This is a genomic window from Ligilactobacillus saerimneri DSM 16049, from assembly GCF_000423265.1.
Lineage (GTDB): Bacteria > Bacillota > Bacilli > Lactobacillales > Lactobacillaceae > Ligilactobacillus > Ligilactobacillus saerimneri.
In genome coordinates, this window is record NZ_AUHQ01000021.1 from 16,997 (window position 1) to 41,476 (window position 24,480).

At 43.5% G+C, this 24,480-nt stretch carries 23 protein-coding genes and 1 pseudogene; 7 read left to right on the forward strand and 17 right to left on the reverse strand.

What is annotated here, in order from left to right; genetic code table 11:
• Positions 1–66 precede the first annotated feature (66 nt).
• Together G541_RS0106015 and G541_RS0106020 are read right to left on the reverse strand one after the other, a co-directional pair.
• Positions 67–558 carry an ECF transporter S component gene (locus G541_RS0106015; protein ID WP_009553469.1) on the reverse strand — a complete coding sequence of 164 codons (492 nt, stop codon included), beginning with the start codon at positions 556–558 and terminating at the stop codon, positions 67–69.
• Between the two features lie 11 nt (positions 559–569).
• Positions 570–1,415, reverse strand: a complete 846-nt coding sequence (locus G541_RS0106020; RefSeq protein WP_027826848.1) for a PfkB family carbohydrate kinase — start codon at positions 1,413–1,415, stop codon at positions 570–572.
• A 244-nt stretch (positions 1,416–1,659) separates the two neighbouring features.
• Between G541_RS0106020 and efp the strand changes: the two genes are divergently transcribed.
• Positions 1,660–2,220 carry an elongation factor P gene (gene efp / locus G541_RS0106025; RefSeq protein WP_009553472.1) on the forward strand — a complete coding sequence of 187 codons (561 nt, stop codon included), beginning with the start codon at positions 1,660–1,662 and terminating at the stop codon, positions 2,218–2,220.
• Positions 2,221–2,315: 95 nt separating this feature from the next.
• On the opposite strand, the gene G541_RS0106030 is transcribed toward efp, so the two are convergent.
• Both G541_RS0106030 and G541_RS0106035 read right to left on the reverse strand, forming a co-directional pair.
• On the reverse strand, positions 2,316–3,245 hold the full coding sequence (locus G541_RS0106030) for a DMT family transporter (protein ID WP_009553474.1): 930 nt from the start codon (positions 3,243–3,245) through the stop codon (positions 2,316–2,318).
• Between the two features lie 94 nt (positions 3,246–3,339).
• Positions 3,340–4,674 (reverse strand): replication-associated recombination protein A, encoded by a 1,335-nt coding sequence (locus G541_RS0106035; RefSeq protein WP_027826849.1) that lies wholly within the window; start codon positions 4,672–4,674, stop codon positions 3,340–3,342.
• Between the two features lie 119 nt (positions 4,675–4,793).
• Between G541_RS0106035 and G541_RS0106040 the strand changes: the two genes are divergently transcribed.
• On the forward strand, positions 4,794–5,363 hold the full coding sequence (locus tag G541_RS0106040; protein WP_009553478.1) for a 5-formyltetrahydrofolate cyclo-ligase: 570 nt from the start codon (positions 4,794–4,796) through the stop codon (positions 5,361–5,363).
• A complete protein-coding gene (locus G541_RS0106045; protein WP_027826850.1) occupies positions 5,356–6,264 on the forward strand; it encodes an RluA family pseudouridine synthase in 909 nt (302 codons plus the stop codon). Before G541_RS0106040 ends, G541_RS0106045 begins: the two co-directional genes overlap by 8 nt.
• 89 nt (positions 6,265–6,353) lie before the next feature.
• Here G541_RS0106045 and greA read toward each other — a convergent pair.
• A pseudogene (gene greA / locus G541_RS09465) lies at positions 6,354–6,832 on the reverse strand (transcription elongation factor GreA).
• 89 nt (positions 6,833–6,921) lie between these two features.
• Here greA and yaaA point away from each other — a divergent pair.
• A complete protein-coding gene (gene yaaA, locus G541_RS0106055) occupies positions 6,922–7,674 on the forward strand; it encodes a peroxide stress protein YaaA (protein WP_027826851.1) in 753 nt (250 codons plus the stop codon).
• Positions 7,675–7,712: 38 nt separating this feature from the next.
• On the opposite strand, the gene G541_RS0106060 is transcribed toward yaaA, so the two are convergent.
• A complete protein-coding gene (locus tag G541_RS0106060) occupies positions 7,713–9,620 on the reverse strand; it encodes a copper-translocating P-type ATPase (RefSeq protein ID WP_169439838.1) in 1,908 nt (635 codons plus the stop codon).
• 74 nt (positions 9,621–9,694) lie between these two features.
• Positions 9,695–10,069, reverse strand: coding sequence for a cupredoxin domain-containing protein (locus G541_RS0106065; RefSeq protein WP_009553487.1), 375 nt, complete (start codon positions 10,067–10,069; stop codon positions 9,695–9,697).
• Positions 10,070–10,246: 177 nt separating this feature from the next.
• On the opposite strand from G541_RS0106065, the gene G541_RS0106070 reads away from it, so the two are divergent.
• On the forward strand, positions 10,247–11,251 hold the full coding sequence (locus G541_RS0106070) for a hypothetical protein (RefSeq protein WP_027826854.1): 1,005 nt from the start codon (positions 10,247–10,249) through the stop codon (positions 11,249–11,251).
• A gap of 72 nt (positions 11,252–11,323) precedes the next feature.
• Here G541_RS0106070 and rlmH read toward each other — a convergent pair whose 3' ends face one another.
• The 8 genes from rlmH to G541_RS0106110 all read right to left on the reverse strand — a co-directional run bounded on the left by rlmH (position 11,324) and on the right by G541_RS0106110 (position 21,163).
• Positions 11,324–11,803 carry a 23S rRNA (pseudouridine(1915)-N(3))-methyltransferase RlmH gene (gene rlmH, locus G541_RS0106075; protein WP_009553490.1) on the reverse strand — a complete coding sequence of 160 codons (480 nt, stop codon included), beginning with the start codon at positions 11,801–11,803 and terminating at the stop codon, positions 11,324–11,326.
• A 403-nt stretch (positions 11,804–12,206) separates the two neighbouring features.
• The gene (locus G541_RS0106080; RefSeq protein WP_009553492.1) at positions 12,207–13,520 is read right to left on the reverse strand and encodes a S1C family serine protease; all 1,314 of its coding nucleotides are present in this window, start codon (positions 13,518–13,520) and stop codon (positions 12,207–12,209) included.
• Between the two features lie 122 nt (positions 13,521–13,642).
• Positions 13,643–14,467 (reverse strand): MBL fold metallo-hydrolase, encoded by an 825-nt coding sequence (locus tag G541_RS0106085; protein ID WP_027826855.1) that lies wholly within the window; start codon positions 14,465–14,467, stop codon positions 13,643–13,645.
• A gap of 161 nt (positions 14,468–14,628) precedes the next feature.
• Entirely contained in the window at positions 14,629–15,465 is an 837-nt protein-coding gene (locus G541_RS0106090; protein WP_027826856.1) for a two-component system regulatory protein YycI, read from the reverse strand.
• A 12-nt stretch (positions 15,466–15,477) separates the two neighbouring features.
• Complete coding sequence (yycH, locus tag G541_RS09995; RefSeq protein WP_009552733.1) at positions 15,478–16,821, reverse strand: two-component system activity regulator YycH; 1,344 nt, start codon at positions 16,819–16,821, stop codon at positions 15,478–15,480.
• Positions 16,811–18,679 carry a cell wall metabolism sensor histidine kinase WalK gene (walK, locus tag G541_RS0106100; protein ID WP_027826857.1) on the reverse strand — a complete coding sequence of 623 codons (1,869 nt, stop codon included), beginning with the start codon at positions 18,677–18,679 and terminating at the stop codon, positions 16,811–16,813. Before walK ends, yycH begins: the two co-directional genes overlap by 11 nt.
• Positions 18,680–18,722: 43 nt before the next feature.
• The gene (gene yycF, locus G541_RS0106105; protein ID WP_027826858.1) at positions 18,723–19,433 is read right to left on the reverse strand and encodes a response regulator YycF; all 711 of its coding nucleotides are present in this window, start codon (positions 19,431–19,433) and stop codon (positions 18,723–18,725) included.
• A gap of 425 nt (positions 19,434–19,858) precedes the next feature.
• On the reverse strand, positions 19,859–21,163 hold the full coding sequence (locus tag G541_RS0106110) for an MFS transporter (RefSeq protein ID WP_027826859.1): 1,305 nt from the start codon (positions 21,161–21,163) through the stop codon (positions 19,859–19,861).
• A gap of 338 nt (positions 21,164–21,501) precedes the next feature.
• On the opposite strand from G541_RS0106110, the gene G541_RS0106115 reads away from it, so the two are divergent.
• Positions 21,502–21,987, forward strand: a complete 486-nt coding sequence (locus G541_RS0106115; RefSeq protein WP_027826860.1) for an acyl-CoA thioesterase — start codon at positions 21,502–21,504, stop codon at positions 21,985–21,987.
• Positions 21,988–22,062: 75 nt separating this feature from the next.
• On the opposite strand, the gene abc-f is transcribed toward G541_RS0106115, so the two are convergent.
• Together abc-f and G541_RS10635 are read right to left on the reverse strand one after the other, a co-directional pair.
• The gene (gene abc-f, locus G541_RS0106120; protein ID WP_027826861.1) at positions 22,063–23,559 is read right to left on the reverse strand and encodes a ribosomal protection-like ABC-F family protein; all 1,497 of its coding nucleotides are present in this window, start codon (positions 23,557–23,559) and stop codon (positions 22,063–22,065) included.
• Positions 23,560–23,804: 245 nt separating this feature from the next.
• On the reverse strand, positions 23,805–23,933 hold the full coding sequence (locus G541_RS10635) for a hypothetical protein (protein WP_258409048.1): 129 nt from the start codon (positions 23,931–23,933) through the stop codon (positions 23,805–23,807).
• 329 nt (positions 23,934–24,262) lie between these two features.
• On the opposite strand from G541_RS10635, the gene G541_RS09475 reads away from it, so the two are divergent.
• Positions 24,263–24,480: helix-turn-helix domain-containing protein (locus G541_RS09475; RefSeq protein ID WP_155824519.1), on the forward strand; the 218-nt coding region annotated here is incomplete at its 3' end.

Genomic DNA, 24,480 nt, shown 5'->3' on the forward strand with positions numbered 1-24,480 from the left:
GTTTTTCCAGCCTCCACGCCTGTGAAGATCGCTTTTCCCGTGACCTTCACAAGCAATAATAGCTAATTAATGAATTACTTTCCGTAGTTGTGAATATAATACAATCCCCACCAGCGAACCTACAATTGCTTGGAGGATATTCATTGGGAACCCAATAATCGCTGTTGAAAACTTGAAAAGAAATGTTTCGCAAGCAAGATACCCGCAAGAGACAATGATTGTCGCTAAAACAACTGCTAGTACTAACCGTCCTGGTGTCTTTTCTTTTTCAATTACCTTACCAAAAACCCATCCTTCAAAACCGTGAATGACCAAAGAAAACAACATGTACTGAGGCGCCCCTGCTAATAGATCTAAGAGGAAACCACTTAATGCTCCCACTAGTCCACCATAGTTAGCACCATAAAGAAGGGCAATCAACACAATTCCGGCGTCACAAAGATTCAAAAAGCCCTTAGTCATTGGCACTGGAATCAAAAAGACCCGCGCGATAACAATGTTAAGGGCGGTCATAACACCAACTACCGTAATTTTCTTTACATTTGCAGTTGTATCCATAGTATCTCCCCTTATGCTAAACTTTGTAGAGCTGCAATAATAGCTCCCAACTTTATTCCATAACGCCGCTCGTCATTAGCCTTCATAGTCGCAACCAGACCTTCATGTAGTAAGTCTGTTGCTTGGCGAACTGCCGTATTCAAATCCCGTTGTTGGCACAACAAGATCGTTAACAACGCAGTGAAGGTATCGCCACTCCCATAAAAATGTCCTGGAAGCCGAGGCAAAGTCACCTGTTGCAGTCGTCCCTCAAGTGGGTCAAGCCATGCCACCCCTACCTGGTCGCCAAACTCAAGCCCCGTCAGGACCGTTTGTCCTCCGGGAGCCAACAATTGGTTAAACTTAACCAATAAAGCTCGCACTGCTTGCGGATTCGGCGTGAACAAGGGTGTGTTTGTCAAAAGACATGCTTCCGTTAGGTTTGGAGTTGCAAGGGTGGCCCGACGTAAAAGGCGTCGCAAGCCTTCCATATGGGCTAGTCCTTGTAATGGGTATGGCTCCCCATTATCGGCAAAGGCCGGATCAACGAGGACCAAATCCATTGCGGCTGCTTGCTGGTCCAGATAATCTGCAAGCTGGTCTCCCACTGCTTCGTTATCATAGTAGCCCACAACCACAGCGGTAAATCTGATCTGCTCCTTAACCCAATGCTGCAGGGTCTGCTGGGTCCATAAAGTAGTGTCTAGGACTGCTGGTGACCCAAAACCTTCACTTTGCGTCGATAAAATTGTAGTCGGCAGGACACCAATACTAAAATCACACGCCTGAAACAGCGTCAGTGCAGTCTGCATTGATAGACTGCCCATGGCAGAGAGATCTTGTGCGATCAGGATACGTGGGGGTACTGATTGTCCCATAAATGACTACTTCCTTTCATGCAACGTTACTCCTTTATCATACCTTATTTACTGGTACTTAGCATTCTAAATTCAAATTTTTCTTTAAAATTGAAGACGCTTTCCGTTATACTTAAAGATGAATTATTTTAAGTAGAGTGAGATATACTATGACACTAAAAGGATTTGCACTGGCCCAAGCTCCACCACCCATGAAAAAATTACCCTAACCTGCTAATTTTTACTAAACTAAGGAGCGATTTTTATGGCAGTAGAAGCAATTAATCTTAAAAAAGGTATGATTTTTGAACAAGGTGGTAAATTGATCAAGGTTTTGGAGTCAAATCACCATAAACCTGGCAAGGGTAACACCGTCATGCAAATGAAACTGACCGATGTGCGGACTGGTGCAATCGTGCAAACAACGATGCGTCCCTCCGAAAAAGTTGATTTGGTAATGGTCGATAAAAAAACTGCCCAATACCTCTACGGTGAAGGTGAGCTGGAAATTTTCATGGATATGGAAACTTACGAACAATATGAGTTAACCAAAGAACAGCTTAGCAACGAAGAGCCATATTTAATGCCGAATATGGAAGTCCAACTCGACTTTGCCAATGGCGAACTGATTGGAATCGAACTACCCACAACTGTTACCATGAAAGTAACTGAGACTGCACCCAATATTAAGGGGGCGACTGCTGCTAGCGGTGGCAAACCTGCAACTATGGAGACCGGCCTGGTGGTAACTGTTCCTGATTTTATTGCAACCGGTGATGTCCTAGTGATCAACACCGTTACTGGGGAATACAAGTCCCGCGCATAATATTTAACATCAATAAAAAACCACGCCTCTGATATGGTAGACCGCTACTACGCGTTCCTACACTCAGAGGCGTGGTTTTTTCTTTGCTTATTAAATTATTCAAACTGTTGTGTATCTTGTTCAACTTGGCGCCGGCCACGTTGTAACACATAGATCCCTACGATAACCAAGATCGACCCGATGATTTCAGCCCAGGTTAAATGTAAACTAAAGAAGATTACACTCAAGACTAAGGTTGCTAATGGCTGAACTGCATCCATAATGCTAACCACATCTGCTGGCGCAAAGTGCAAGCTATATAGCAATGTCCCGAACGGTAAAATTGTCCCTAACAGGATTACCGCACCAATTGCTAAAACCAACTTCATGTTCAGTGCCGGAGCTCCCACCCATAATGGGCGTTGAATATTGAAGAAAACACCAGCAATCAAAGTCCCCCAACCAAGCACCACAAATGGTGGATGTTCTGCCACTACCGGGCGCGGTAGGACCACATAAAAAGCCGCTGTAATCCCAGATCCCAGTCCCCAAAGGAAAGCTGACATCGGAATCGAAAGCTGGGAGATATCTCCCCGCGTAATTGACAGGAAAATCCCGACTAAGGCAATAACGAAAGCAATAAGATCAGAGCGTAATGGCCACTGGCGTTCTAAAACGACTGTCCCTAAAACAATAAATAGTGGGCTTAGATACTGGAGGATAGTTGCCATCGCCGAATTCCCTAACTGTACAGAATGATAGAAAGTCAGTAGATTCAAAGCCAACCCCAAGATCCCATATGCAAATAAGTAGAATGCTTGACGGCGGTCTTTAAAAACTGTAAAGATCTTCGTTCCATAAACAAAGAAAGATATGGTCAGAATAATCACTCCAGAAATCAATGTCCGAACAGATAGGAACCACGCTGCCGGAATATGTGCGGTCTGCGAAATGAATTGTAAAATCGTCCCTGAGATCCCCCACATCACTGAAGCCAAGGCAGCCAGGATGATCCCCTTAACAACATGTTGTGATTGCTTTTGCATTATTTCTTCTCCTCAATCTATGAAATACTATTCCCCATTATAAGGGAAAAAGCATTTAAACAATAATTAAAATCCTGGTGTTTAAATTAAACTTTCATGAGGAAGGATGGTCATGCTGAGCGTGCCACCGCTGGATCTCTTCAAGGCGTGCCTTAAACCGCCCTTCATGCCCCTCTGTCGTCGGGTAATAGTAGCGGTGCCCCTGCAGGTTGTCCGGCATTGTCTTCATAGTAGTCAATTTGGCTGCCGTAGCGTGTGCATATTGATAACCTTGGCCATACTCCAGTTCCTGCATCAACTTTGTCGGAGCGTTCCGAATCTGCAGCGGAACTGGCTCATTAATAGTTGCTTGGACATCATGACGCACTCGCTGCCGTGCTGCATAGACGGCGTTGGATTTAGGGGCTAAAGCCAAGTAAATCACTGCTTCTGTCAAATGAACATCACATTCCGGTATCCCAATAAACTGACAAGCCTGGAAAACATCTACTGCTACCCGCAGGGCATTGGTATCCGCCAAACCAACGTCCTCACTCGCAAAGCGGACTAAACGGCGAGCAATGTACAATGGATCTTCGCCCCCGGCCAACATCCGGGATAACCAATAAATGGCCGCATCCACATCACTATTACGTAAGGCTTTGTGGAGGGCAGAGATGATATTATAGTGTTCTTCGCCATTTTTATCATAAAGAACCATTTTCTGCCCCGTTAACTGCTGTAATTGGGTTGGAGTAACTATTACCTTATTCGCCGTTCGGTGATCACTGTTGAGCACTGCCATTTCCAAAATATTGAGTGCAGTCCGCGCATCCCCGTTTGCAAACGTTGCGAGCATCACTTGAGCTTCGTGACCTAACTCAACTGTCACTCCAGGGAACGCCCGCTCATCCTGCACTACGCGCTGTAATAATGTTATGATGTCATCCGTTGTTAATGGTTTTAGGACAAAGACTTTACACCGCGATAAAAGTGCGGAGTTTAGTTCAAATGACGGATTCTCTGTTGTGGCAGCAATCAGTGTGATACTTCCCCGTTCGACATAAGGGAGAAAAGCATCCTGTTGTGCCTTATTGAAACGATGAATTTCATCAATAAATACAATGGTTTGTTGACCATAATCACTATTGGCTTCGGCTCTTTTCATTACTTCCCGAATCGTTTTGATACTACTATCAACTGCACTAAAACTGATAAACTCTGCTTTAGTTTGGGCTGCAATAATGCGTGCAAGAGTTGTCTTCCCCACCCCTGGTGGTCCCCACAGGATCAACGAGGATACTTGGTCATGGGTGATAAGTTCACGCAAAATGCGCCCAGGGCCAAGTAGGTGTCTCTGTCCAATCACTTCAGCTAGGGTCCGGGGTCGAACCCGACTAGCCAATGGTTCTTGGCGATTATTGGCAGCAAATAATGATTCTTGATGCATTGTATCTCCCTCTAACCGAACGTTTGTTTTATCTACATTATAAACCTCCCCGGACATTTTTTGAACACCAGCTAAAATATGCTATCCTGTTAAGTGGAATTTAACAAGGATGTGACCACATGATAAATAAAAAAACCTGGCGCCAGGCCCAAATTCAGCGCCTCCATACCCACCAGGAAGAAATTGACCAGGCGGCCGCCCCGTTAATTACACAACTGATAACCAGTCCGTTTTGGGCACAGGCCCAAACCATTGCTACTACTGTTAGTGGTTTTGGTGAAGTCCCCACGGAACGATTGATTAATTTAGCACGCACAAGTGGTAAAACAGTTGTTATCCCTAGGACCATGCCCCAACGACAAATGGTTTTCTTACCTGATCCTGGTCCCGAACACCGCATTATCAGCGAATTTGGAATTCCCGAACCAGCTTTTGACCCAGCAGCAGTAGTAGACAAGGCTAACATCGACCTAATCATTGTTCCGGGGATCGCTTTTTCTCAAGACCACGGTTGGCGTCTGGGTTTTGGTGGTGGCTACTATGACCGCTATCTGAGCGATTATTCGGGAACAACTTGTGCATTGGTTCCTGACGCAATGCTCTTTGCCTCTCCAGAATGGACAGTTGAAGCTTTTGATATCCCCATCGACCACCTCATAACAACCAAAGGATTGATGTCTTTTGAATAAAGAATGGCAGATCACAGAAACACTCGCCCCAACTCAGACCCCTTGCTCTGTACGCACTTTATTGGAAAAACAATGGTTACTTCCCCGACGATTCACACATTTTTTAAGAATTAATAAGAATGTCATTATTAACGGGCACTACCGTAATATGAACGACTTGGTATCGCCACATGACCAAGTCACATTAACCTTCACTGGGGCCGAATTTCGTACAGCTGTATCCAGTTATCGTCCCAGTCCGCAAGCTCATATCGATGTTCTTTACGAAAATCGTGACTTGCTAGTCATCAATAAACCAGCAGGGAAAAAGTCACACCCTAATTATTCTGGCGAAATGGGAACGGTCCTTAATGACGTTGCTACATATCTCCAGCCACAAGGTCTAGCCCCATATATTGTGCACCGATTAGACCAACAAACTAGCGGGGCCTTAATTGTAGCCAAAAATCCAATTGTCGTTCCGATTCTTGACCGCCTGATCAGCATGGGGGCGATTCACCGCGAGTATTTGGCCCTGGCGACAGGGCAGATCACACCCGCTACCGGAAAATGGACTTGGTCGATCGGCCGAGACCCGGATGACCGACGCAAGCGCGCAGCTGCTGGTCCCAAGGCGCAACATGCCCAGACCAATTACCAAGTATTGGGGACGACTGCTACTACTTCTCTTGTCAAATTAACTTTGGCAACCGGACGGACCCACCAAATCCGGGTTCATTTAGCACACAGTGGTCACCCCATTGTTAACGATCCCCTGTACAACCCTCTGCCTGCCACAGGCCCCATGTTCCTGCATGGGAAATGGTTACGGTTAAGCCTGCCTTTTTCCGGAGAGAAATTAACTTTAACTGCTCCTGAACCAGCTTTTTTCTCTGCGCATATCCATGACATCATCTCATAATAAAAAATGGAGAATGACCTGTTTCTTGAAAGCAATAGTCTGTCTACTGCCCATCAAGAAACGATACATTCTCCATTTTTTAGTAATAACTAAACTGTAATTTTTATAATTGTTACCTGGTAGGTCGTTGCTGGGGCTTCAACCGTTACCGTCGTTCCTACCTTTTTTCCATTAAGGCCGCACCAAGGGGCGAAGCAAATGATATCAGTTGGGCATCAACATCAACTTCTTGCTTACCTACGATTCGAAAGGTTTCTTCTGCCCCGTCATCAAAGCGCAAAGTGACATAGGTTCCCAATTCAACCTTTCCATTATCTTGCGGTGTGATTACGTCGGCATACCGCAGTTGCTTATGTAAAAACCGTAACCGACTTTCCAAGTGGCGCAGATCACGCTTAGCGGCCGAATAATCCGCATTTTCTGAGAGGTCCCCTAATGCGCGTGCTTTTTGCAATGCCTTGATCTTAGCCGGTCGATCAGCATCTAGCTGAGCTATTTCTGCGGTAATTTTTTGATATCCACTCGGAGTCATCTTCTGCAGATAAAAATCTTGACGGTCTTTATTCATGATCATAAAACCCCTTTGCTTAACTTCACAACTTATCTTACCCCAAATTAACCCTCCTAGGCTACAATAGTTATCAGGAGGCGACCGTTATGCAAATTATTATTTCACCCGCACGGAAGATGCGTGTTGATACTGATTCATTACCTTACCGCACCTTACCCCAGTTCATTGACCAAGCAGCAGTCATCCTTGACTACCTCAAAGCGCGTTCCCCAGCCGAGCTTCATGAACTTTGGCAATGTAGTGAACGTCTAGTGATGGCTAACTACCACCGGATTCACCAGGTTGATCTTCACCACAATCTCACTCCTGCCTTGTTAGCCTTTGTTGGACTCCAATATCAAGCCATGGGGGCGGATGTTTTTTCAGATGCCGAATGGGAATACGTCCACCGTCATCTCCGGATTCTCTCTGGTTTTTACGGTATTCTTCGTCCCGGGGACGGAATCGTTCCCTACCGTTTAGGAATGAATGAGCCAGCCCAGGTAGCGGGAACATCTAACCTCTATCATTACTGGGGTGATCGGTTAGCCCAGACTTTATTTGCCGAGGACAATCTCGTTCTCAACCTGGCTTCCAAAGAATACGCCCAAGCTATTATTCCTTATCTTACTCCCACCCAACAGTTTGTCACCTGTATCTTTGGTGAACTTCACAATGGTAAGGTTAAGCAAAAAGCAACCCGAGCTAAACAGGCCCGGGGCAATATGGTGGCCTATTTGGCAGCCCATAATATTAATGATTTAGCGGGCGTTAAACGATTCAACATCAACTACCACTATGACCCTGAGCGCTCAACTCCCCAGCAGTTAGTTTTCCTCGCCAATGAAAATAACCACTAGTTGCCGTATTTTATACCGCTACACTAGTGGTTAATTTTTTACTCTGTTAATTTAATTTTAGTTTTATTCAAAAGGAGTGACGAAGTTACAACGGACACAGAGCTAAATGCCATTGCTAACCCCGCCAATTCCGGACTAAGGGTCATACCCCAACGGGCAAACAAACCCGCAGCAATCGGGATCCCAATCAGATTGTAAATTAATGCCCAAAACAGGTTGAGCTTAATCCGACTAAACGTCTTGCGACTAATGGCTAAGGCTTTGACCACACCGTATAGATCATTGTGCACTAACACAACATCTCCGGATTCAATGGCAATATCAGTCCCTGACCCCATAGCAATGCCCACATCTGCCATCGTTAACGCTGGCGCGTCATTGATCCCATCACCAACGAAAGCTACTACTCCCTGGTGGCGCAAAGCGGCTATTTGGTTAGCTTTTTCATTGGGTGATACTTCAGCTAAAACTTCATCAATGCCTACCTGCTGTGCAATTGCCTGTGCTACTCGGTAACTATCTCCCGTCAGCATAACTGTTTTCATTCCTTGCTTTTTCAAAGCAGCAATCGCAGCTTGAGCCTGTGGTTGCGGCGTATCTTGGATTGCAATCAAACCGATTACCTGACCAGCATAACCAACAATCACTACTGTTTTAGCTTGCGCTTGTAATTTTCGCAGTTGATCTTGGAACAAAGGTTTCATGGTCAGATTTTTAGTTAACTTGACATTTCCGATCAGAGCAGGCTTTCCATTCAGTCGGGCCATAACCCCTTGACCACTATGCGCCATAAAGTCTGTCACCGCCTGTACTGTTACATGGTCTGCTTGTGCCCGCTCCAGGATCGCACTTGCCAACGGGTGCTCTGAATCTTTTTCCAAACTAGCGGCTACTTGAAGGACCTGCTGGGGATCGTCACCGATAATATCAGTTACAACTGGTTGCCCGGTTGTAATTGTTCCCGTCTTATCAAAAACTACCGTTGTAACAGTCGTCATTTTTTGTAAGACTTCACCATTTTTCAAAAGCACCCCTAATTTAGCTGCCCGGTTGGTCCCAACCATCAAAGCTGTTGGGGTTGCCAATCCTAAAGCACAGGGACAAGCAATCACTATTACCGCAATTGCGTAAAGTAAGGCTTGAATTGCCGTTACACCTAAAACGACATCCCATATAACAAAAACAATAATAGCCGCAATCAGCACTGCTGGCACAAAAATACTAGCAATTTTATCAGTTAATTTTTGAATCGGGGCATGACTTGTCTGAGCTTTTTTAACCATCGCTACGATCTGTGCTAACACTGTTTCGTCTCCTGTTTTAGTTACCCGAACAGTAATACTCCCGTTGCCGTTGATCGTAGTTCCGATCACTGAGTCGCCGACCTGCTTGGTAATTGGCATGCTTTCACCAGTGACCATTGCTTCATTAACCGTTGTTGTCCCAGCAGTGATCACCCCATCAGTGGGAATCTTCGCCCCTGGTTTTACCTGGACGAGGTCGCCCGTTTTCACCTGGTCTAATGGGAGTAAAACCTCCTTGTCATCACGTAAAACCACAGCATCCTTGACCTGAAGGGACAGTAACTTTTGGAGGGAAGCTGATGCACGCTGATGCATCTTCTCTTCCATCATGTCACCTAGTAAGACAAACACTGCAATAAAAGCGGCACTTTCAAAGTAAACAGGTAATCCCACAAAAAATGCAAATACACTGTAAAAATAAGCGATTCCAGTTCCTAAAGCAACTAGTGTATTCATATTAGCATTATGCTGTTTAAATGCTGCCCAAGCACTCTCCCAGTAAGGCCAAGCTGCTACTAACATCACAACAGTCGTTGTCACCAAAGCTATTAATCTACTTCCTGGTAACATGATATGCCATGGCATCAACAGCATTTCGCCGGCCAAAGGTAAAGTAAACACCACAGCAATTCCAAATCGCATAGTACTTGATAGTTGTTTCAATATTAGCTCACCACCCAGTTTTAATTATTAAGCACGGTTAGCACTGGTAGTGTTTATTTAACAACTACCTTGCCGTGAAACATATCCATTCCACAAGCAAAATCGTATTCTCCTGCCTGGTCTGTTGGAATTTGAATAGGGGTGATCTTTTGTTCCCGCAAATCTTTATCCACTCCCAATTGACTAAAAACAACCCGTGACAAGCATGCCGTTCCATCTTCCATTGCAAAATTGATTGTTGCTGGAATGCCCTTCTTCAGAACCACCGTTGCCGGGGAGTAGCCCCCCTTAACAACGACTGTTGCTTGCTGATGATCAGCTTGAACAGTAGCCTGCGTCTTCTCAGATTCATGTTTACCAAAGAACCACCAAATAATTCCTGCTATTAAAAGTATTGCTCCAATAAGCGTAATGATTTGTTCCATCATTCCACATCCCTCACTTCGTTTACAATTGTAATCTTTGACGTAAGCATATTATGCCATGTCCCCTACCACCTGTCAAATCATTAGACTTTTCTTTAAGGTTAGTAAATTTTTTAACTTGTCTATTTACCAAATGGTACAGTTAATTCAAAGTTTTGCGAAAGAAGGTGGCACCATCCTATGACTTACGCACGCAATGCTGTTCAGCTCGAACCAGTTCATAATATGCGCTGGGTTCTCAAGCAACTATGCAGGTGGGAAAACATTCCCCTCTACCTAGTTTTATTAGTGACCCGCCTATGGTTTGTTTGGGATAAAAATCGTGAAGTTCATCTCCATCCCACTTCGGCTCCTGTCTTTAAGGCAATGGAACTGAATTTTGATCTTCATCAACTAAGTCTCTTCCTAAGTGGGTGTTTAGTTGGGGGACTTTTGACAACCTTTACTTTAAAGCAACTTGATGCCCGTTCTAATGTTCAACCCCGCCATAAAGCACTAGCAGTTATCATCTGCTCATTATTAGTAGTGATGCTTCTTCCCAGTATCCCTGCTTTTTCCGTCTTAGCAATCGTGGTGGCTCTATTAGGTCGCATTCGTAATTATTTTCGTTACCACGATGACCCATCCGTGGAATCTCAGGAAGTGTACGACCCCCATCACCACCGTACCCGATTAGGACGCGACTTTGGGATGCTTTCATGGCAAGATATTGTTTTTCAAGTCGAATCTTTACTGTTGGGTGTGACTGGCTGGCAGTTTTTTGCCAAAACTCTGCCTACTATTATCAACCGGTTCTTTGTTTGGCATGCTGGCCAACCACCAGTAGATATGAAACCGACTACGATCTACTTTAATCTAGCTCTAGCAACCATCGGCCTGGTGATTGTCGTGATCAACGTCCTATGGTACCCCCTCAATCCTTGGCGGTATACTTTTTTTGACGTCTTTTTAGGATATAATCCTGACCTGAATTATGTTGTGCGCATTATTAACGGACGCCGGCAACCGGTCAAACTTTTTACTCTCCGTACAATGCAAGAAAATCCTACCATCCCCTTAGAGGAACGTGACTTTTCCTTTGCCAGCTTACTACGCTATATTGCTCTAGTGTTCAAAGTAATCATCATCTGGTGGTTGACTTTCATTATGGTTCCGCTCCGCCATTTTAAAAATAGTCAGAGTTAGTTTTCGTTTCCCAGTAAAAATAAGGCGAGAAAGAATGATTTACGATTCTTCCTCGCCTTATTTTTATTGGACTTATTTATGGTAGGGCAATCCCTTGATGATTGTCCACGCCCGGTAGATCTGTTCTGTTAAAACTAACCGCATTAACTGATGCGGAAGGGTAAAACGTCCAAATGATATTTGCGTATCTGCCCGCCGTAATACTGCTGGGCTCAATCCTAATGACCCCCCAATCACAAAAGTAATGTCACTCTTGCCATAAGTCATTAACTGCTGAATCTCTTGGGCAAATTTTTCGGATGTGCGCTCCTGACCTTCAATTGCTAATGCGAACACATACTCTTTATCTTTGATTTTTTGAAGAATCCGTTCGCCTTCAATCTCTTTGACTGCCGTCATCTGTGCCGGACTAAGACTCTCCGGTGCCTTTTCGTCAGGGACTTCCACAATCTGAAATTTGCAATAACGTTGCAAACGTTTCTGGTATTCAGCAATTCCTAATTTGAAGTATTTTTCTTTTAACTTCCCCACACAAACAATTTTTATGTTCATAACTTTCCACCTTTACACAAGTTATCCCCAAAGTTATCCACATATCCACATTTAATAATCAATATCTTGTAGCGAACATTTTTTCGCCCCAAGATATATTTTAACGATCTCAACTGGTTTTACCCAGTTTTCCACCGCTAATACCCTTTCTTGTAATCAGGAAAAAACCGCTATTTATCAGCATTTTTAGCCTAATTACTTTTACAATTTCACAACTTATCCACCGTTGTGCACAATTTCTGTGGATAACTAAAATAGGTCTTTAATAGCTTTATTTTAACAACTTTTCCCTTTTTCAACAAACGGCTCTGACTTTTTCCCAAATTTATCCACAAAAAAACCTCTCACTCACGTAATACGCAAGTGAAAGGTTAACTTTTCCACAAAAGTAGTTAATTATTAATTATTCCCCACTATTTGAGGCTGTCGATGTGTTGGCATCTGTCGCTTCTAATGTCAGTTTTACCGTTGTCTTCTTGAGACTACCATCATGGTAATAACCGATTTCTACCGAGCTACCGACTGCATGCTTGTACAATTCTTGACGCAGACTAGCTACACTAGTAATCTTCTTACCATCCAATGATACGATCGTATCGTATTTAGAAATTCCTGAACCTTGTAGTGGTGACTTATCACCAATCTTCATCACAACAATCCCTTGAGTCACACTGCTTGGTAACTTCAAGATCTTGCTTTGGTCAGATGAGGAAACATAACTCAAGTCAACCAAAGTAATTCCGAGTGCTGGACGTTTGATCTTCCCGTTCTTAACCAGTTCATTAATCACGTTGACTACTTCATTACTTGGAATGGCAAATCCCATCCCTTCGATGGTTGTCCCTGATTCAGATGACGATGAAGACCCAGTATTAGAAAGCTTCATTGAGTTGATCCCGATTACCTGGCCGGCTAAGTTAACCAACGGACCACCTGAATTCCCCGGATTGATCGCAGCATCTGTTTGAATAACTGTTGCCTGTCCCGTGGAAACACCTGAACTATTGGTTACATCCAGTGTCCGTTTTTTAGCCGAAATAACCCCCTGGGTTAAAGAGGTCGCATAGTCGGACCCCATCGGTGACCCAATAGCCAGTGCCGTTTCCCCAACACTAATATCATCTGAATTTCCAAACGAAGCAACTTTAGTTACATCTTTAGCGTTGATTTTAAGCACCGCCAAGTCAGTGATCGCATCATGGCCGACTAGGGTAGCACTAGCTTTTTTCCCGCTATTCAAAATAATTTCGATCTTATTAGCACCTGAGATCACGTGATTGTTAGTCACGATGAAGGCGGTATTCCCACTCTTCTTATAAATAACCCCAGACCCTTCACTTTCTGAAGTAGTGCTACTCTTGCGCCCGGAATTTCCTCCTAAAATCTCTGACAAGCCTGAGTCAGAATCAGATGAGGAGTAGGCCTCTACGGAAACAACCGCATCCTTTACGTTGTTAAAGGCTTTGGTTGTAGCACTGCTAACGTTGACCTTGACATTGCTTGTTTTGGTAGTTCCTTTTGAATTATCAGTTGTAACAACACTGTCGGCATGATTTTGGTAAAGTGTGTAACCACCCACAGCTACACCCCCACCTAGTAAACCAGCAACTAGTCCCACTACAGCTACCTTAGTCAAACCATTCTTTTTGACCTTCGTGGTTTGTTCATCGTTTGGTACTGGACCATTTGTTTTATTTGGTGTTGGTTGTTCGTCCATCCATCTCAGTCCTTTCGTTTCCGCTTTATTAACTTTTATTTTAAGCAAAATCGCCGTCAGCTGCTACTTTTACTGCAACTCTTAAAATTTATCTTAACTTTTATTCACAAAAAGGTCATTTTTCACAAAATTGTCAATTCTGTCGCCTTATCTGGTTCAGTATCATACAGCTGAAAATCATGATCAACTGCATAATCGTGTGCTAACAATAGATCGTGAACTGTCCCGTGTGCCAGTTCCCGTAAGTTGTTGTGCTGGCTCCGGTGGCCAAGATATATCCGCTTGGTACGATCCCCCAGCACCTGCATTAATGCATCGGCCCCTTCTGCGTTAGATAAGTGTCCCGTATCACCAATAATTCGCTGTTTCAATGACCATGGGTAAGGTCCCATCCGTAACATCTCTGGATCATGGTTGCATTCTACTAAGTATGCATCTGCATTTTGAATTGTTCCTGCAACATAGTCAGAAACATAGCCTGTATCTGTCAAAACTACGAGTGAACGATCGTTGTGATGTAAAGCATAAAATTGGGGATCAGCAGCATCGTGCGAGACACCAAAACTCTCTACATCGAGATCTCCGAGAGATAAGGTTTCATCCGTTGCAAAGATATGTTTTTGTGCAACCGGAATCTCACCTACCTTATGTGCCATTGCTGCCCATGTTTTGGCATTAGCATACACGTCCATTCCGTACCGACGCGCAAGTACGCCTACCCCCTTACAGTGGTCACTATGTTCATGACTAACAAAGATGCTATCTACATCTTTGAGTGTCCGCCCAATCGAATTCATCAGTCGTTCAATTCGAATTCCTGAAAGTCCGGCATCAACTAATACCTTGTGCTGGGGCGTTTCAATATAAGTCACATTACCTGTACTCCCACTGGCTAAAATGCTGATCTTCATGGCGTCAGCTGCAGATTGTCTTTTTTCTTCTGCCATTCCCAAGTCTCCTCTTTAATTCTACTAAGTTCTATCATAGCAAGTTCATATTATCGGGGCAAACAGTAACTTTACCTCCCCATAATCTACGGCAAAAAGAAAGACTGGTAAGAAAGCAAAGCTCCTGCCAGTCTTATTTAGTCATATGGTAGCTACCACTGTTAGTTTTCGGTGTCATCAACTGTAATATTGTTGTCGTCACCATTGAAGATCGCACCAGTAAAGGCATTAACCCGCCGATACTGGACAACCCCAGAAACGTTATTCTTAACTGCAAAAGTCCAGGTTGGGATATAAATCCGGTTACCATTGGCCTTCAATAAGCGCGAATAGCCCAACTGGCTCCAAAGGACAGTGGAATCACTCGTGATCTTTTTATACTGGTATAACCAGATTAACGCCCGCTCTTGGCTTAAAGTCACCTGTTCTTCTCGCAAAGTATTATATTTAGCAATATATCCTTGGCTGTACGAATCCACATAGCCATCATGAATGTTGAAGCGGATCTGGCCACCCTTGAACAGGACTGGACGATCATAGAATTTCTGCGTATACACCATCACATCCTTGGAGGATAAGTGGGCATTGTATGCGTATTTATCACCATGCAGAATCATACTGCTATCAGCCAATAGACTAGCTAATTTTTTGCGAGCGGCTTGCTGTGTTTGCCCCACCTTAATTGGGGTTGTGAACGTTGCCTGGAGAATATTATCCTCAAAACTTGTCGTCTGATTATGCAACTTATCTGTTTCATGCCGCAAGCTATTATCAACTGGTGCAGATACATAGTAGCCCTTACTATGCTCGTCTGACACATGCCCATACTGGATCCGGTCGCTTTTAATATTGCGTAATATCGCCGTGGTGGTATTGGCATCACTCTTATCTGTCATCAGGGTAATGGCGTCACTTTGTCGCAGGTAAGTCGTTAATAAGAAAAGGTCCAGGAAAATAAAAGCTATCACAAAAATCCACTGTATCTTTCTAAAGTTCACTCTTATTCCCCCTTACTCATTATCCTGCTTGATGTTGGTGATCAACTGGCAGTCAAGCCAATTCCCTTCGTATTTAATAAAGTAGGTTGGCTGCATATCGATTACCATCTTGGAGCCATCATTTTGGGCCCAAGTATAACCCAAGCGAATAGCACTGATATTATTTTCTGTATACCCATTGGTTGCTAATTTTTGCATTAACTGCCGCGTCGAGATCAAAGTCGTTGTTTTGGGTTGGGCTGGTAGGGGCGCTTGGAAAGTATATAGTGAGAAGGTTAAATTAATTCCGTTATTATCCAACTGCTGCATCTTATATGCACCATACAGTTCTTCTGAGATCAGCGGTAAGCTGTTGATATAGGTTCGATAAATAGCCGTATGGGTCCGCGTATCATACTCATCATACCGTACATCATTAAGCACCATTCTCAAGGCGTTTAACCGCGTCAAATTATTGGTCATAGTCTTAACGAAACTCATGGTTGGTTGTTTGCGTCCCGTCGTACTTGTCGTAGTCCCATAATTAGTGTATGCCACTGTTTGATGGCGGGCATCAACTACCATTCGTTGATTGTCCCCATCATAATATACCGTTTGCTCTTTTTCTTCTTTGGTATTAATTTTGTTACTGCTACTGCTTCCCAGAAGGCGCGTAACAAAAATCCCGGAATTTTCTGTCCCAACAAGGTAACTATAATTAGCTACTTCAACTGGCTTAGGATAGGTCAGCGAATAATTATGGTGAACCTCAGTCCATTCTGCTAAGTTCCGCTCAACCTGCTTATCTTTGAGCAATGCACGAAAGTTCGCCACCTTATATTTAGCCAGGTTGAGTCGGTACACTGTATGGGTTTGATCATCTAAAAGATACACATGCTCAGCTTGGTTGAGTTCAACGACTACTCGCCGAAAGCGCTGGTTCTTAGCCCCTGCTCTAATCGGTTTTTTGAGGGTCTTTTCGAATAAAGGAACATTGATCCGCGCAGCATAGTTCAAAATTAACGCATTTTTTGTGTGTAGCTTTTGCCTATAAGCTGTTTCACTTGTCGTTTCTTTTTTCAAACGCCGCGGGGACCATTGTTGCAACTGTGTGGTCACCTTACCTAAAAGATCAATATTAGCACTGGTCAACTGGTATAGTTGCCCTTCGTTGTTGCTATACACCAAACTATTGGGCGCATAAATATCGCTTATACTAGTCCCGATAGTCCCGGCAACATCGGTTCTTTCATGCGTTGTTGTTGTCTGGTCACGTTGGTTGAGGGCCGGGTTGATCCAAATCATATAGGTCAAAACCACACTGATCACGACCAGTAAGGACAGTGAAACATGTAGTATGTAATCTCTAATCTTCATCCCATAGATCCCCCTCATCATAATCAATGTATGGCAAGGAAATATAGAAGGTCGAACCCTTACCGAGCTTAGATTCAACCCAAATCTTCCCGTGTAACATTTCAATAACTTCTTTAGAAATAGCCAATCCCAAACCAGTTCCACCTTGAGCACGGGACCGTGCCTTATCCACCCTGAAGAAACGATCAAAGATATGATCAATATCCTTTTGCGGGATCCCCAAGCCTTGATCCGTAATGCTCAAGATCACGTTCGTCCCAGTTTCCTGGATGCGACAAGTAATCACCCCACCATCAGGTGAATACTTAATGGCATTATTCATAATATTATCGATTACTTGGATGAAACGATCAGTATCAATTTCGACCCACACGGTGCGCTTAGTAAACTCACGCTTAATCGTGTAATTTTTGGTCTTCGTCTGCCGCGTATCATTGTTATCCTTTTCGATCATCATATCAAAGCGGTTGAGGATGTACGCAAACAGTTCGTTAAGGTTAACTGTTTCTAGATCAAGCTTGGCTGTCCCCGAGTCCATCCGTGACAAGTTAAGCAGGTCGTTAATTAGCCGAATCATGCGGTCAGCTTCTTCTTGGGTCACTTGGAGAAACTGCGGTGCAATCTCGGGATCCTGCCACGCTCCATCATTGAGGGCTTCCAAGTAACTCTTCATACTGGTCAATGGTGTTCGTAATTCATGGGAAACATTGGACACGAACTGCCGCCGCTCACTTTCGATCTTTTCTTGTTCAGTCACATCGTGTAACACACAAACTAAGCCGGAAATAAAACCTGATTCCCGTTGAATCAATGAAAAATAAGCATTGAGCACTTGTCGGTTACCTTCCTTATCAGAAGTGACGAGCTGAATCTCATCTTCAATCGCCAACAGGTCCCGTAAAGTGTACTGATCGCGAATGTCTAGTACATCCAAGATTGACTTTCCCATCATCTCGTCTGCATTAACTGCCATCAAGCGTGCTGCCATTTCGTTCAAAGTGATAACATTTCCCCGACGGTCAGTCGCAATCACCCCATCTGACATATGAGTTAAAACAGAATACAGCCGCCGTCGTTCAGACTCGGTTGATTCTTGGGCTTCTTCCACCCGGTCTGATAAGTTGTTAACTGCCATCGCCAATTGTCCCAACTCATCATTACCATAGACGTGAACTGAGCCAGAATAATCGCCGCGGGCAATGCGCGTCGTTTGGCGCTTCATTTCGTCGATCGGAGTTGTAATTGCAGCCGAAACTAAAATTGCTAACAAAAGTCCAATTCCCGTTGCAATGATCGCCGCGGTTGCAAAGATAACTGTAACACTGTTGATCGAATCATAGACACTATTTAGGTTAGCCCGCAAATAGACCGCACCGACAACAGTGTTGGTATTGCCCTTAGAGCTAAATAAAGGTGTAACTGTAATGTAATAACGTTTATCACTGTTCTTGTTATAAGTGGTTTTAGCAGTTGCACGTCCATTATAAATAGTATTAATTACATCTTCGTCAGTTGTCTTTTGTCCAACCATGTTACTATTAACGGCACTATCTCCTCGGATCGTGGCCTTAGCATCCACCACTTGGATCTCAGAGACATTGGAATTATTGATATCTTCCAAGATGCCCTTAATCTTACGATTTGCAGTCTGCGTATTATTATTTTCCAAACTGTCCACTAATGAATTTTCAACATAAGTTGACAATTCTACTTGCTGCTTAAAGGAGCGGAGATTGTCATTTTTTAATTGTTGTACAAAATAAGCCCCGACGATTTGAAGTGTTATGAGTAGTAACAATGCAAATACCAGGGCTATTTTAAAGCGGATAGATTGGAAGAAGCCAAGTTTCTTGTTCATAATGAAGGCTCCTCTTCCTCCCCTATTCCTTATTCAAATGTGCTTATTCTACTTCTGGGTTCCGCAGATAGTACCCGACCCCACGACGGGTAACTAGCCACGTAGGCCGACTAGGATTGTCTTCGATCTTTTCCCGTAAGCGCCGCACTGTTACGTCAACTGTCCGAACATCGCCAAAGTAATCATACCCCCAAACAGTTTGTAACAAGTGTTCCCGTGTCATCACTTGACCTAAGTGTTTGGCCAAATAATGCAATAATTCAAATTCACGGTGGGTCAACTCAATTTTTTCTCCATACTTGGAAACCATATAAGCATCAGGATGAATCGTCAACTCACCCACAGTAATGTCTGTGTCCGACTCCTCTTCCTCTTTTTGCTTCGCTTCAACCGTTGACTGCCGCCGCAAGTTAGCTTTGACCCGAGCCACCAATTCTCGATTCGAAAATGGTTTTGTCACATAGTCATCTGCCCCAAGCTCCAATCCCAAAACCTTATCAATTTCAGAATCTTTAGCGGTAACCATGATAATTGGCATATCATGCGTTTTGCGAACTTGTCGTGCGACTTCTAATCCATCTACTTTTGGCAACATCAAATCTAGCAAGATCAAATCAGGATCGACTTCTTCGACCTTCGCTAACGCTTCTTCACCATCAAAGGCGGTGTGAACTTCATACCCTTCTTTAGTTAGGTTGAACTTAACAATATCAGAGATGGGTTTTTCATCATCAACAACTAAGATTTTTTTCATCAGAATTCCCCCCTTGTCAAGGTTCTGCATTCTTTATCTTAATGGCGCTCTTCAATGCTCACGATCGATGTTTTTTACACCATTCTGTAATATTATAAACCATTATTGTTCTTTTACCAAATTTCCCCCTACATCAAGCCCAATATCATAGGTTTTTGCCCGCCTTTTAAGGACCTAAAATGCACTGTTATGGTAGCGCTTGCAGGAAGGGAAGTATCTGCCTATAATAAAAGATAGGGTCGTCCTTCCACTAGCTTACCGGCATATCTGTCACTTCTGTCGTTGCATTTTGGGAGTACGACCCTTATTTCGTTCATCTATAAGTATGTTAACAGCACCCAAAAAGTAAGGGGAAAATAAAGACCGAGAGGCTGGGAGAAAACAGTATTTTCTCCCAGCCTCTCCGCTTAGCTATGCTATCTGGTCTATTTGAACCGTGGTGAGGTTTCAGGTGCCCAGCCCCAGCAGACAAGTCCACCAAAGACTAGAGCGCCAACACACACAAGCATAGCCCAATAAACACCCCAACCAGCCGTAATCACCGGCAACAAGAAGGTTCCACTTGCTGCTCCGAACCGACTAATGGTGATACATAAGCCAACGCCTGAAGCCCGAACCTGATCGTCAAATAACTCTGTCGGATAGGGGTAGTCAAGGACTAAGCCTGCTGATAAGATGACTGCAAACAGTCCAAAAAGAATGATCTGTACGGTCGGCTGGCCCCGGCGTAATAGTACCATCGCCAATAAGGCAACTGCTGCCAATAAGAATGTCCCTATCAAAAAGCTACGCCGCCTTACTACGCGGAAAACATAACCTCCCACTAGGACCCCTATTAGCAAGCAACCATTGTAAATAAGTCCTGAAATATTACTTTCGTTTAAATGTAAATTCATTAATAACAATGGTAAAAAGATACTAATTCCAAAAAAGGCAAACGCCTGCGAGGCATAAAACAATCCCCCAACAACCGTCTGGCGCCGATAGCGTGGACTAAATAGCAACCGCCAAGTAACTTGATTTTGCGGTTGCTTCTGCCGCATCTGAAGCGGTAACCCCCACCGCTTACCCAGGTGTTTTTGAACCACCTTACGCGCTACTTTGGTTTGCCCTTGGTTAGCCAGCCATGCTGGTGATGCCGGTAAAGGGTAAGCCGTGCGATAAATAGCTGTTACTAAGCCCCAAAAGGCTGCTGATGCTAGGATAAATTGCCAATTGTGCGAACTGGTAGTATGGATTATTATCCCCGCACAATAAGCTAAAATAAATCCTACTGTCCAATAAATAATCAGTTTACTCTGAAATTTTCCCCCTTTGTTGGCCGGCAACCATTCAACTAAGAGAGCATTTCCGACAGTGTAATCAATCGCAATCATCAACCCAATTAAGACCCGTAAGCCTAACAAGACCACTAGATTAGTCGTCAGCACTTGGGCCAAAGAAAATAATGCTAGCAAATACATATTAAGCATCAGCATCTTGCGCCGCCCTACTTCATCAGCTAAACGCCCCATAAGTGCACTGCCCGCCAGGCCAAACAAACTCCCAGCTCCCAGCAATCCTTGCCATAATCCATTGATATGAATATCGGTTGGAAGTTGCCCCAGTGCCGTTCCCGTAATCCCCAACCCGTAGCCACAGGTGATCTGTCCCAAAATCATGGCAATATATAGCCGAATATGTGTTGTTGAAATAGGTGCTTTTTTGTAACTAATTAATGAATTTTCCATAAAAACAGCGGAACAAGAAAGTTTTCCTGTATTACTCCGCTTGTAATATACCTCCTTTTGTTCTTACCATTCTTTTTTACTTATGATTAAAAATATTTTTTATTATACATAATAGGTTAACAAAATTATTCTCATTCTGCAAATTTCCCCTTATGTTACAATAGTAATCACTATATTATGGATAAGGATGATTATTATCATGCGTCGAATGCCAGTGGTTCTCGCAATCGGAATAACTCTAATCATTATTAATATTCTGCTTCTCCATCTCTGGCCAGCGTATGCCAATTGGCTCCACCAAATCACTAGTTGGTACTAAGCAGTTACGGAGGAAAATTATGTCTCAGTCTTTTACTTGTCATGACACCCGAATCACATCTAGTTACCGGCTCTTAGCCAGTGATCTCAATGAACACAATACAGTCTATGGCGGTCATTTATTAAGTATCTTAGATGGTGTTGCTTCGCTATCTGCCAGTCGTATCGCACCCTCGCAAATGGTTACTGCCGCTGTTGATCATTATGATTTTATCCACCCCTTTACACTTAATGACATGCTAACTATTACCACTTATGTAAGTGGGGTTGGAACGCGGTCACTTGAGGTCTTCGCTAAACTAACTGGCGAACGGCTAGATACCCACGAGCATTTTTTGGGTGGAACAGCTTTTTTGACTTTTGTGCTCTTAGATCAAGCAGCTACGCTACCGGCGGTTGTTCCCCAAACTACCGAGGAGCGGGCCATCTGTGCTGGTTATTTTGACCGTAAACAAAAACAGCAGGCCTACCGAAAAAAACTCCCGTGGTCTGCATTAGAAATATAGTCTTCCAATTATTTTGTAACATCAGCGTATAAAACAGGGGCTGGAAAAAACTTTTTCCAGCCCCTATTCATTTGCTTATTCTTTTTCAATTTCAATCGTTGGGACTTGTAGTTGCTCTAATAAACGCTGATCGTGCTCCACCAACAACATTGTCGGCCGCACTGTTTTAATCAAATCTACTAATTGATCTTGATTATAGGTGTCTAAGTAGTTAAAAGGCTCATCCCAAAAGTAAATATTGGCTGGCTGAGCTAGGCTAAGCGCCAAAGCTACTTTTCTTTGCTGGCCAGCGCTTAATGTTTGAAGTTTTTGTGTAAGTGCCTCCCGACTGAAACCTAATTTGCGTAAGAGATTAAAAAAAGTGTCCCGGGCTACTCCCTGAGCAGCTGCAAATGTTGTCAAGTCTTGGTCCGGAAGCCGCGTCAGTTGTTGAAAATAACTATATCGTAGCTGACTAACAAATTGAAGATTGGCAGTGGGGCGCCCAGCAGCTAAGGCTGTAACTATTTGGTGCACCAACCGGGTCTTACCACTACCGTTCGCACCAACGAGAGCTAGTTGGTGCTCCCGGTTTAACGTAAACGTTACCGGCTTAAACAAGGCATTATTTTCTGCCGTCATCACCGTTAAATCTCGCGCCTGTAAAACTTGTTCGGCCCGTGGTTCTTGATAATTGAGCGTTAGCGGTACCACTGTCTCAATATTGGCTAGCAGACCCGATTGGGCTTCAATTTCGTTTGTAATCCGCCGTTGCATGGTTGTGGCCCGTTTCATAATTCGGGCTGCTTTAGCTCCTAAGAACCCCTTATCTAAGTCTCCGCGCCCATCATACGCTTGCTTCTTTTTCTTTCCTTCTGCTTGAGAGGCCCACTGTCCCTTTTGGCGGGCAGTTTCACGTAACCGTTGAATATTTTGTTTAATCCGGTCATTTTTTTCTTGATTGAATTGATCACGCCGATCTTTTTGTTGCCGATAGGTTGAATAGTTACCCTGCATTAGGGTAATATTTTGGGCTTCAATTACCAATACATGATTAACCACTTCATCCAGAAATGCCCGGTCATGGCTAGTAATGATGTACCCCTGCTTTTTTCGTCGCAAATATGCCGCTATTTGATGCCGTGTTGCCATATCCAGGTGATTCGTTGGTTCATCCAATAAGATGAAACGTTCAGTGTGGCAAAAGCACGCTGCTAACAAAACTTTTGTTTGTTCTCCACCACTTAGAGTAGCAAACGGTTGCCAAATAATTTCAGGGTTACAATCCATCAAATTTAATTCTCGTCGCAACTGCCACTCTTCAAAATCTGTCACAGCTTGTAATGCGTATAGAGTCAATTGCTCTGGATCAGCAATGGTATATGGGAAATACTCTAATAGTAGGTCTGTTTGTACTTGCCCTTGCACTGGTAGGTGTCCTTGAATAATCTGCAAAAATGTTGTCTTCCCCCGACCGTTGCGTCCTAACAAGCCGAGATGCCACGAAGCGTCCAGCGTCATTGTTACATCAGAAAACAAATTATCCTGTCCCGGATATGCAAAGGTCATGTTTTTTAGTTTAATATTGGTCATTGTATCCTCCTTTTTAGGACACAAAAAAGATCCTCACCGTGTGCACGTGTCAGGACCTACTACCGCTATTCTCAATTCGCCAGTAGGAACCGTCCACTAATTCTGTTCACGACAAAGATCTGCTAATGTGTCCAAACATTGCAATATCTTACAGTCGAATGAAAACAGAATTAGTTTAACAATGGACGATTCCTTCTTAGTTTGTTTAAATTCAAATTACCAAAATTATATTCCCAACGCAAGCATTACTTACTTGCTTGCTGATCAACAAAATGCAGGAGCAACTTAATGGCTTCCTCGTAACTGACTTGTCGCTCACGCATCACTTGGTAAATAATGCTTTGTGTAGATGTTTCATCGGTTAATGCTGCCATAATATATTGCCTCCTGCTTTAAAAATATTCAACTTCCCCATTTAGAACGTATGTTCCTTATGGATAATCCTTTACTATCATATACTTTATTCTCTTAAAATAAAAGGGCAAAATTAAATCAATTTTTTTATCATTTACTATAATCCCTTATCCAGTGCGTTTTTGTCCGTCAAACATCAATCAAAAATTGGCAGTGTTTAATCCCTAATATCAAGCCTTTTTATCTTTGGCAGATTGTAAAATTTAAGTTGAACATTTTAGTGGACAGAAAAACCCATAAAGGTCTTTAATGGTGTCGTTACAACATTCCATTAGAAAGAAGGACCTTTATGGGCACCACTATCTTATCATTTTCAGACCGCATTGTCATCGAAACGCTTCGTCATGAAAAGCGATCTCTTCGATATATCGCTGATTACCTGGGCTTTAGTAAGACTACTATCTTTAATGAAATTCACCGGTTAAAGGGTGAATACCATGCGACTAGTGCGCAAGCCGACCACGAAACTAAACTTAGTTATCGTGGTCGTAAATGCTCATTAACGGC

Coding starts and splice junctions, on each gene's coding strand:
- G541_RS0106015 (WP_009553469.1), bottom strand. CDS start 558: ATGGATACAACTGCAAATGTAAAGAAAATTACGGTAGTTGGTGTTATG.
- G541_RS0106020 (WP_027826848.1), bottom strand. CDS start 1,415: ATGGGACAATCAGTACCCCCACGTATCCTGATCGCACAAGATCTCTCT.
- efp (WP_009553472.1), top strand. CDS start 1,660: ATGGCAGTAGAAGCAATTAATCTTAAAAAAGGTATGATTTTTGAACAA.
- G541_RS0106030 (WP_009553474.1), bottom strand. CDS start 3,245: ATGCAAAAGCAATCACAACATGTTGTTAAGGGGATCATCCTGGCTGCC.
- G541_RS0106035 (WP_027826849.1), bottom strand. CDS start 4,674: ATGCATCAAGAATCATTATTTGCTGCCAATAATCGCCAAGAACCATTG.
- G541_RS0106040 (WP_009553478.1), top strand. CDS start 4,794: ATGATAAATAAAAAAACCTGGCGCCAGGCCCAAATTCAGCGCCTCCAT.
- yaaA (WP_027826851.1), top strand. CDS start 6,922: ATGCAAATTATTATTTCACCCGCACGGAAGATGCGTGTTGATACTGAT.
- G541_RS0106060 (WP_169439838.1), bottom strand. CDS start 9,620: ATGCGATTTGGAATTGCTGTGGTGTTTACTTTACCTTTGGCCGGCGAA.
- G541_RS0106065 (WP_009553487.1), bottom strand. CDS start 10,069: ATGATGGAACAAATCATTACGCTTATTGGAGCAATACTTTTAATAGCA.
- G541_RS0106070 (WP_027826854.1), top strand. CDS start 10,247: ATGACTTACGCACGCAATGCTGTTCAGCTCGAACCAGTTCATAATATG.
- rlmH (WP_009553490.1), bottom strand. CDS start 11,803: ATGAACATAAAAATTGTTTGTGTGGGGAAGTTAAAAGAAAAATACTTC.
- G541_RS0106080 (WP_009553492.1), bottom strand. CDS start 13,520: ATGGACGAACAACCAACACCAAATAAAACAAATGGTCCAGTACCAAAC.
- G541_RS0106085 (WP_027826855.1), bottom strand. CDS start 14,467: ATGGCAGAAGAAAAAAGACAATCTGCAGCTGACGCCATGAAGATCAGC.
- yycH (WP_009552733.1), bottom strand. CDS start 16,821: ATGAAGATTAGAGATTACATACTACATGTTTCACTGTCCTTACTGGTC.
- walK (WP_027826857.1), bottom strand. CDS start 18,679: ATGAACAAGAAACTTGGCTTCTTCCAATCTATCCGCTTTAAAATAGCC.
- yycF (WP_027826858.1), bottom strand. CDS start 19,433: ATGAAAAAAATCTTAGTTGTTGATGATGAAAAACCCATCTCTGATATT.
- G541_RS0106110 (WP_027826859.1), bottom strand. CDS start 21,163: ATGGAAAATTCATTAATTAGTTACAAAAAAGCACCTATTTCAACAACA.
- G541_RS0106115 (WP_027826860.1), top strand. CDS start 21,502: ATGTCTCAGTCTTTTACTTGTCATGACACCCGAATCACATCTAGTTAC.
- abc-f (WP_027826861.1), bottom strand. CDS start 23,559: ATGACCAATATTAAACTAAAAAACATGACCTTTGCATATCCGGGACAG.
- G541_RS10635 (WP_258409048.1), bottom strand. CDS start 23,933: ATGGCAGCATTAACCGATGAAACATCTACACAAAGCATTATTTACCAA.